This window comes from Pantoea allii, from assembly GCF_002307475.1.
In the GTDB taxonomy this organism is placed as follows: domain Bacteria; phylum Pseudomonadota; class Gammaproteobacteria; order Enterobacterales; family Enterobacteriaceae; genus Pantoea; species Pantoea allii.
This window is the reverse complement of record NZ_NTMH01000025.1, coordinates 17,845-27,098: the sequence shown is the minus strand read 5'-3', so window position 1 is coordinate 27,098 and position 9,254 is coordinate 17,845. Positions and strand designations below refer to the sequence as shown.

Sequence of the window (9,254 nt, the reverse complement as noted above, 5' to 3'; positions counted from 1 at the left end):
CAGATCGACAGCACCCCGGAAGAAAAAGCACGTGGTATCACCATCAACACTGCACACGTTGAGTATGAAACCCCGTCTCGCCACTATGCGCACGTTGACTGCCCAGGCCACGCCGACTATGTGAAAAACATGATCACCGGTGCTGCGCAGATGGACGGCGCGATCCTGGTTGTTGCTGCGACTGACGGCCCAATGCCGCAGACCCGTGAGCACATCCTGCTGGGTCGTCAGGTAGGCGTTCCTTACATCATCGTGTTCCTGAACAAGTGTGACATGGTTGATGACGAAGAGCTGCTGGAACTGGTTGAGATGGAAGTCCGTGACCTGCTGTCACAGTACGACTTCCCGGGCGACGATACTCCAATCGTTCGCGGTTCAGCTCTGAAAGCGCTGGAAGGCAACCCAGAGTGGGAAGAGAAAATCGTTGAGCTGGCTGGTCACCTGGATAACTACATCCCGGACCCGGTACGTGCAATCGATATGCCATTCCTGCTGCCAATCGAAGACGTATTCTCAATCTCTGGTCGTGGTACCGTTGTGACCGGTCGTGTAGAGCGCGGTATCGTTAAAGTCGGCGACGAAGTTGAAATCGTGGGTATCAAAGATACAGCGAAATCAACCTGTACCGGCGTTGAAATGTTCCGCAAACTGCTGGACCAGGGTCAGGCAGGCGAAAACTGTGGTGTTCTGCTGCGCGGTATCAAGCGTGAAGACATCCAGCGTGGTCAGGTACTGGCTAAGCCGGGCTCAATCAAGCCACACACCAAGTTTGAGTCAGAAGTCTACGTTCTGTCTAAAGACGAAGGTGGCCGCCATACTCCGTTCTTCAAGGGCTACCGTCCACAGTTCTACTTCCGTACCACAGACGTGACCGGTTCAGTAGAGCTGCCAGAAGGCGTTGAGATGGTCATGCCGGGCGACAACATCAAAATGGTTGTTACCCTGATTCACCCAATCGCAATGGACGAAGGTCTGCGCTTCGCCATCCGCGAAGGCGGCCGTACCGTTGGCGCGGGCGTTGTTGCCAAAGTTATCGCTTAATTACCGATAATATTTGACGCAATGCACGTGGAAAGGGCATCATTTGATGCCCTTTTTGTACGCTGTTACATAGAACCTGACTCATCAGTGATTGTGAACCATAATCATTGCTGAGACAGGCTCTGTTATGTGGCGCTGGATACCGAGTTACGCCCCAAAAGCTCATTCGGTTTGGATGCCTCGCAATGCGGGGCAGAATAGTTTCTGAATTATTGTGGCAGGTTGGTTTATGAGTGCGAATACCGAAGCTCAAGGGAGCGGGCGCGGCCTCGAAGCGCTGAAGTGGGTAGTGGTAGTCTTATTACTGCTTGCGGCGATCGTAGGTAACTACCTCTATCGCGATGTGACGCTGCCTTTGCGCGCGTTGGCTGTAGTAGTACTGATTGCGGCAGCAGGCGGCATTGCGCTTTTGACGACGAAAGGCAAAGCAACCGTGGCCTTTGCACGTGAAGCAAGAACCGAAATGCGTAAAGTTATCTGGCCAACCCGCCAGGAAACACTGCATACCACGTTAATCGTTGCCGCGGTTACTGCCGTGATGTCACTGATTTTGTGGGGGCTGGATGGTATTCTGGTCCGTCTGGTATCGTTTATCACTGGCCTGAGGTTCTGAGATGTCTGAAGCTCCAAAGAAACGCTGGTACGTCGTGCAGGCGTTTTCCGGTTTTGAAGGCCGCGTAGCACAGTCGCTGCGTGAGCACATCAAATTGCACAACATGGAAGAGCTGTTTGGCGACGTCATGGTTCCTACAGAAGAAGTTGTTGAGATCCGTGGTGGTCAACGCCGTAAAAGCGAGCGCAAATTCTTCCCCGGCTACGTATTGGTACAGATGGTGATGAATGACGCCAGCTGGCACCTGGTACGCAGCGTTCCGCGCGTTATGGGCTTTATTGGCGGTACATCCGATCGCCCGGCGCCTATTAGCGATAAAGAAGTTGATGCGATTATGAACCGCCTGCAGCAGGTGGGTGATAAGCCGCGTCCAAAAACACTGTTCGAGCCAGGCGAAATGGTACGTGTCAACGATGGTCCATTTGCCGACTTTAACGGTGTGGTAGAAGATGTGGATTATGAGAAGAGTCGTTTGACCGTTTCTGTGTCCATCTTCGGACGTGCAACACCAGTAGAACTCGACTTCGGTCAGGTAGAGAAAGGCTAACCTTTCCCGACTTACAATTTGGCTGTTGCAGCAGGCGCGAAATTTAACTATAATTTCGCGCCTTTTGTTTTTATGCGCTGGCAACAGCGTATAAATCGTTACCACGGGGAGCCTTCTACAGGCGCTATAACCCAATTGAGGAATTATCATGGCTAAGAAAGTACAAGCCTACGTCAAGCTGCAGGTTGCAGCTGGTATGGCGAACCCAAGTCCACCGGTTGGTCCAGCTCTGGGTCAGCAGGGTGTTAACATCATGGAATTCTGTAAAGCGTTTAACGCGAAGACCGAATCTCTGGAAAAAGGTCTGCCAACACCTGTTGTTATCACCGTATACAGCGACCGTTCTTTTACCTTTATTACCAAAACGCCTCCGGCTGCCGTTCTGCTGAAAAAAGCCGCAGGCATCAAGTCAGGTTCTGGTAAGCCGAATAAAGATAAAGTCGGTAAAGTGACTCGTGCTCAGGTACGTGAAATCGCAGAAACTAAAGCTGCGGACATGACGGGTTCCGACGTTGAAGCGATGACTCGCTCAATCGAAGGTACTGCTCGTTCCATGGGCCTGGTTGTAGAGGACTAAGAAATGGCAAAGCTGACCAAGCGCATGAGCGTAATTCGCGACAAAGTTGACGCGACCAAGCAGTACGATATTGCTGAAGCAATCGCTTTACTGAAAGAACTGGCTACCGCTAAGTTCGTAGAAAGCGTTGACGTTGCCGTTAACCTCGGCATCGATGCACGTAAATCTGATCAGAACGTGCGCGGCGCGACTGTTCTGCCACACGGTACCGGTCGTTCAGTACGTGTAGCTGTCTTCACCCAAGGCGCAAACGCTGAAGCTGCTAAAGCAGCTGGCGCTGAGCTGGTAGGTATGGAAGACCTGGCCGATCAGATCAAGAAAGGCGAAATGAATTTTGACGTTGTGATTGCATCTCCAGATGCAATGCGCGTTGTTGGCCAGTTAGGCCAGATTCTGGGTCCACGTGGCCTGATGCCAAACCCGAAAGTGGGTACTGTAACCCCTAACGTTGCTGAAGCGGTTAAGAACGCTAAAGCAGGTCAGGTTCGTTATCGTAACGACAAAAACGGCATCATCCACACTACCATCGGTAAAGTGGACTTCGATGCTGACAAATTGAAAGAAAACCTGGAATCTCTGCTGGTTGCGCTGAAAAAAGCTAAACCTGCTCAGGCGAAAGGCGTGTACATCAAGAAAGTTAGCATCTCTACCACCATGGGCGCGGGCGTTTCCGTTGACCAGGCTGGTCTGACTGCCGTAGCAAACTAATTGCTACTTGAAACGGGCGAAAAATTCACCTAGAATCTTACGCCCGTTGTTCTGCATTCGTGCAGACGTCGAAGTGCGTGATTCAGATTGCGGTAAGACGGTGGCTGAGTCGGCTACCCGGAGCATGGTCAACTGTGCAACGGAAGCGGATAAAGACAGTCGGCGCAATAGCAATTTGAGTGGCGGCACGCGACCCAAATTTTAGGTTGGAGCCAGGCCTTATCCTGGCCTCCGTCCAAGACCGCAGGAGCGGCACATCCTCGGATGTAATGCTTAATACCCTGCGTAGACGGTGACAGAACCAAAAGATATTTTTCTTAACTGGATTCTGCTCACCGTGTAATAGCGCTTATTTTCCTCCGGGCGAGTAAGTGAAGTGAGTTCCGGGGAAATCCTTCCCCGGTCAAATCCAGGAGCTAAAGCTAATGGCATTAAATCTTCAAGACAAACAAGCGATTGTTGCTGAAGTCAGCGAAGTAGCCAAAGGTGCGCTTTCAGCGGTTGTTGCGGATTCTCGTGGCGTTACCGTTGATAAAATGACCGAACTGCGTAAAGCAGGTCGTGAAGCTGGCGTTTACATGCGTGTTGTTCGTAACACCCTGCTGCGCCGCGTCGTTGAAGGTACTCAGTTCGAGTGCCTGAAAGACACGTTTGTTGGTCCGACCCTGATTGCATATTCTATGGAACACCCGGGCGCTGCTGCTCGTCTGTTCAAAGATTTCGCGAAAGCGAATGCAAAATTCGAGGTCAAAGCTGCAGCCTTTGAAGGTGAGCTGATCACGGCGGCCAATATTGACCGTCTGGCAACTCTGCCGACCTACGAAGAAGCACTGGCACGTCTGATGTCGACCATGAAAGAAGCCGCTGCCGGCAAACTGGTTCGCACTCTGGCTGCTGTTCGCGATGCAAAAGAAGCGGCTTAAGGCCTCTCTTTTCTTCGTACTTGCTAACGTATAAACTTTTTCTGATTCTTAGGAACAATTGTTATGTCTATTACTAAAGACCAAATTCTGGAAGCCGTTGCCGCTATGTCCGTAATGGAAGTAGTTGAGCTGGTTTCTGCTATGGAAGAAAAATTCGGCGTTTCTGCTGCTGCTGCTGTAGCTGTTGCTGCTGGCCCAGCTGAAGCTGTTGAAGAGAAAACTGAATTCGACGTCGTTCTGAAAGCTGTTGGCGCGAACAAAGTTGCAGTTATCAAAGCCGTACGTACCGCAACTGGTCTGGGCCTGAAAGAAGCCAAAGATCTGGTTGAAGCAACTGGCGTGATCAAAGAAGGCATCAGCAAAGATGACGCAGCTGCACTTGAAGCTGCTCTGAAAGAAGCTGGCGCTGAAGTTGAAGTTAAGTAAGACAACCCTCGGGTTGCAGTCTGAGTAGTTTCAGACTGATGGCTGGTGGCTTTTTGGTCACCAGCCTTTTTGCGCTCCAGGGCCTCAATGGGGTTTCACACTGTTTGTCCATTGTTGCTCTTCAATATCTTTCTCTATCGACGACTTAATATACTGCTTTCCCGTGCGGGTTCCCTGCCCACGCTGAAGCAATGAAATGATTTAAGCGTGATAGAAAGAGGTATTGCACACACTGCAAAGCAGTAGGTGAATCAAACAAAATCGTGTTGCATGAACTGTCCTGTCAGGACGGACAGCGTGGGTCGACTTGTCAGCTAGCTGAGGAACCCTATGGTTTACTCCTATACCGAGAAAAAACGTATTCGTAAGGATTTTGGTAAACGTCCACAAGTTTTGGACATACCTTATCTCCTTTCCATCCAGCTTGATTCGTTTCAGAAGTTTATCGAGCAAGATCCAGAAGGTCAGTACGGACTGGAAGCTGCATTCCGCTCTGTATTCCCTATCGCGAGCTACAGCGGCAATTCTGAGTTGCAGTATGTCAGCTATCGCTTAGGTGAACCTGTCTTTGACGTGAAAGAGTGTCAGATCCGTGGCGTGACCTACTCGGCACCGCTGCGCGTGAAACTGCGTCTGGTGATCTATGAGCGCGAAGCGCCAGAAGGCACTGTAAAAGACATTAAAGAACAAGAAGTCTACATGGGTGAAATTCCGCTCATGACTGACAACGGTACCTTTGTTATCAACGGTACTGAACGTGTTATCGTTTCTCAGCTGCATCGTAGTCCTGGCGTGTTCTTTGACAGCGATAAGGGTAAAACCCACTCATCGGGTAAAGTGCTGTATAACGCACGTATCATCCCTTACCGTGGTTCATGGCTCGACTTCGAGTTTGACCCGAAAGACAACCTCTTCGTCCGTATTGACCGTCGTCGTAAGCTGCCGGCCAGTATCATTCTGCGCGCACTGCATTACACCACTGCTCAAATCCTCGACGTCTTCTTCGAGAAAGTGGTGTACGAAATCCGTGACAACAAGCTGCAGATGGAACTGGTGCCAGAGCGCCTGCGCGGTGAAACCGCGACTTTCGATATTGAATCGAATGGCACGGTCTACGTTGAGAAAGGGCGTCGCATCACTGCGCGTCATATTCGTCAGCTGGAAAAAGACGCTATCCAACACATCGAAGTGCCTGTTGAATACATCGCGGGCAAAGTGGTTGCTAAAGACTACATCGATGAGAACACCGGTGAGCTGATCGTCGCGGCGAATATGGAACTGTCGCTGGATCTGCTGGCGAAGCTGAGCCAGTCTGGTCACAAGCGCATTGAAACGCTGTTCACCAACGATCTGGATCACGGCCCTTACATCTCCGAGACGCTGCGCGTTGACCCAACCAATGACCGCCTGAGCGCGCTGGTTGAGATCTACCGCATGATGCGTCCTGGTGAGCCGCCAACGCGTGAAGCTGCAGAGAACCTGTTTGAGAACCTGTTCTTCTCTGAAGATCGTTACGATCTTTCTGCAGTCGGCCGCATGAAGTTTAACCGTTCGTTGCTGCGTGATGAAATCGAAGGTTCAGGTATCCTGAGCAAAGAAGACATCATTGAAGTGATGAAAAAACTGATCGACATCCGTAACGGTAAAGGCGAAGTGGACGATATCGACCACCTCGGTAACCGTCGTATTCGTTCAGTCGGTGAAATGGCTGAGAACCAGTTCCGTGTCGGCCTGGTACGTGTTGAGCGTGCAGTGAAAGAGCGTCTTTCTCTGGGCGATCTCGATACGCTGATGCCACAGGACATGATCAACGCCAAGCCCATTTCGGCGGCGGTGAAAGAGTTCTTTGGTTCCAGCCAGCTGTCTCAGTTTATGGATCAGAACAACCCGTTGTCAGAGATTACGCACAAGCGTCGTATCTCTGCTCTCGGCCCGGGTGGTTTAACCCGTGAGCGTGCTGGCTTCGAAGTGCGTGACGTACACCCAACGCACTACGGTCGTGTCTGCCCAATCGAAACCCCTGAAGGTCCGAACATCGGTCTGATCAACTCCTTGTCTGTGTACGCGCAGACGAACGAGTACGGTTTCCTGGAAACCCCTTATCGTCGCGTTATTGACGGTGTGGTTTCCGATGAAATTCATTACCTTTCTGCAATCGAAGAAGGTAACTACGTTATCGCTCAGGCGAACACCAACCTGTCAGAAGAAGGTGCGTTCGTTGATGACCTGGTCACCTGCCGTAGCAAAGGCGAATCAAGTCTGTTCAGCCGCGATCAGGTTGACTACATGGACGTTTCCACCCAGCAGGTGGTTTCTGTTGGTGCGTCACTGATCCCGTTCCTGGAACACGATGACGCCAACCGCGCCCTGATGGGTGCGAACATGCAACGTCAGGCCGTTCCTACTCTGCGTGCTGATAAGCCGCTGGTAGGTACCGGTATGGAGCGTGCTGTAGCCGTTGACTCAGGTGTTACCGCGGTTGCGAAACGTGGCGGTACCGTTCAGTACGTTGATGCATCTCGTATCGTTATCAAAGTAAACGAAGACGAAATGTATCCGGGCGAAGCGGGTATCGACATCTACAACCTGACCAAATACACCCGTTCTAACCAGAACACCTGTATCAACCAGATGCCATGTGTGTCTCTGGGTGAGCCAGTTGAACGTGGTGATGTGCTGGCTGACGGCCCATCCACCGATCTCGGTGAGCTGGCGCTCGGTCAGAACATGCGCGTCGCGTTCATGCCGTGGAATGGTTACAACTTCGAAGACTCCATCTTAGTCTCCGAACGCGTGGTTCAGGAAGATCGCTTCACTACCATCCACATTCAGGAACTGGCATGTGTGTCTCGTGACACCAAGCTGGGGCCAGAAGAGATTACTGCTGATATCCCGAACGTGGGCGAAGCTGCACTCTCTAAACTGGATGAGTCCGGTATTGTTTACATCGGTGCTGAAGTGACCGGCGGTGACATTCTGGTGGGCAAAGTGACGCCGAAAGGCGAAACCCAGCTGACACCAGAAGAAAAACTGTTGCGTGCGATCTTCGGTGAGAAAGCGTCTGACGTTAAAGATTCTTCTCTGCGTGTACCTAACGGTGTCTCCGGTACGGTTATCGACGTTCAGGTCTTCACCCGCGATGGCGTGGAAAAAGACAAACGTGCGCTGGAAATCGAAGAGATGCAGCTGAAGCAGGCTAAGAAAGACCTGTCTGAAGAGCTGCAGATCCTGGAAGCGGGCCTGTTTAGCCGTATCCAGTCTGTTCTGATTTCGGGTGGCGTTGAAGCAGACAAGCTGGACAAGCTGCCGCGTGAGCGTTGGCTGGAACTGGGTCTGACTGACGAAGCCAAGCAAAACCAGCTGGAACAGCTGGCCGAGCAGTACGACGAACTGAAGCACGAGTTTGAGAAAAAACTCGAAGGCAAGCGTCGTAAAATCACACAAGGCGATGATCTGGCACCTGGCGTGCTGAAAATCGTTAAGGTTTATCTGGCCGTTAAACGTCAGATCCAGCCTGGTGATAAAATGGCGGGTCGTCACGGTAACAAAGGTGTTATCTCTAAGATCAACCCAATCGAAGACATGCCTTACGATGAGAACGGTACGCCGGTCGATATCGTACTGAACCCGCTGGGCGTACCATCGCGTATGAACATCGGTCAGATCCTTGAGACTCACCTGGGGATGGCAGCGAAAGGTATCGGCGAGAAAATCAACGCGATGCTGAAGAAGCAGGAAGAAGTCGCCAAACTGCGCGAATTCATCCAGCGTGCTTACGATCTGGGCACTGATGTGCGTCAGAAAGTTGACCTGAATACCTTTACTGATGACGAAGTCCTGCGCCTGGCTGAGAACCTGAAAAAAGGTATGCCAATTGCCACGCCGGTGTTTGATGGTGCGAAAGAGAGCGAAATCAAAGAGCTGTTAGAGCTTGGCGGTCTGCCTTCTTCCGGTCAGATTACCCTGTTTGATGGCCGTACGGGCGAGCAGTTCGAACGTCAGGTAACCGTGGGTTATATGTACATGCTGAAACTCAACCACCTGGTTGATGACAAGATGCACGCACGTTCTACCGGTTCCTATAGCCTCGTTACTCAGCAGCCGCTGGGTGGTAAGGCACAGTTCGGTGGTCAGCGCTTCGGTGAGATGGAAGTATGGGCGCTGGAAGCTTACGGTGCTGCGTATACCCTCCAGGAAATGCTTACCGTTAAGTCTGATGACGTTAATGGCCGTACCAAGATGTATAAGAACATCGTGGATGGCAACCATCAGATGGAACCTGGCATGCCTGAATCGTTCAACGTACTGTTGAAAGAGATTCGTTCGCTGGGTATCAACATCGAGCTGGAAGACGAGTAACCCTCAGTAACAGGCCTGGCCTGGAAGCGCAGGGTTAACGCGCTCGCATTTGTACTGGTT

At 51.4% G+C, this 9,254-nt stretch carries 8 protein-coding genes; all 8 read left to right on the top strand.

Annotated features, from left to right (window positions below; genetic code table 11):
* Nucleotides 1–1,041: elongation factor Tu (gene tuf, locus CMR03_RS08745; RefSeq protein WP_096011319.1), on the top strand; the 1,041-nt coding region annotated here is incomplete at its 5' end.
* Nucleotides 1,042–1,270: 229 nt separating this feature from the next.
* The gene (secE, locus tag CMR03_RS08740; RefSeq protein WP_014606967.1) at nucleotides 1,271–1,654 is read left to right on the top strand and encodes a preprotein translocase subunit SecE; all 384 of its coding nucleotides are present in this window, start codon (nucleotides 1,271–1,273) and stop codon (nucleotides 1,652–1,654) included.
* 1 nt (nucleotide 1,655) lies between these two features.
* Nucleotides 1,656–2,201, top strand: coding sequence for a transcription termination/antitermination protein NusG (nusG, locus tag CMR03_RS08735; RefSeq protein ID WP_003848088.1), 546 nt, complete (start codon nucleotides 1,656–1,658; stop codon nucleotides 2,199–2,201).
* 148 nt (nucleotides 2,202–2,349) lie between these two features.
* The gene (rplK, locus tag CMR03_RS08730; protein WP_006121495.1) at nucleotides 2,350–2,778 is read left to right on the top strand and encodes a 50S ribosomal protein L11; all 429 of its coding nucleotides are present in this window, start codon (nucleotides 2,350–2,352) and stop codon (nucleotides 2,776–2,778) included.
* 3 nt (nucleotides 2,779–2,781) lie between these two features.
* Nucleotides 2,782–3,486: a 50S ribosomal protein L1 gene (gene rplA / locus CMR03_RS08725; protein WP_063877940.1), complete on the top strand. Its 705-nt coding sequence runs from the start codon at nucleotides 2,782–2,784 to the stop codon at nucleotides 3,484–3,486.
* 425 nt (nucleotides 3,487–3,911) lie between these two features.
* The gene (rplJ, locus tag CMR03_RS08720) at nucleotides 3,912–4,409 is read left to right on the top strand and encodes a 50S ribosomal protein L10 (protein WP_003848098.1); all 498 of its coding nucleotides are present in this window, start codon (nucleotides 3,912–3,914) and stop codon (nucleotides 4,407–4,409) included.
* Nucleotides 4,410–4,472: 63 nt separating this feature from the next.
* Nucleotides 4,473–4,835 (top strand): 50S ribosomal protein L7/L12, encoded by a 363-nt coding sequence (rplL, locus tag CMR03_RS08715; RefSeq protein WP_009092660.1) that lies wholly within the window; start codon nucleotides 4,473–4,475, stop codon nucleotides 4,833–4,835.
* Between the two features lie 330 nt (nucleotides 4,836–5,165).
* Nucleotides 5,166–9,194, top strand: coding sequence for a DNA-directed RNA polymerase subunit beta (gene rpoB, locus CMR03_RS08710; protein WP_063877941.1), 4,029 nt, complete (start codon nucleotides 5,166–5,168; stop codon nucleotides 9,192–9,194).
* Nucleotides 9,195–9,254 lie beyond the last annotated feature (60 nt).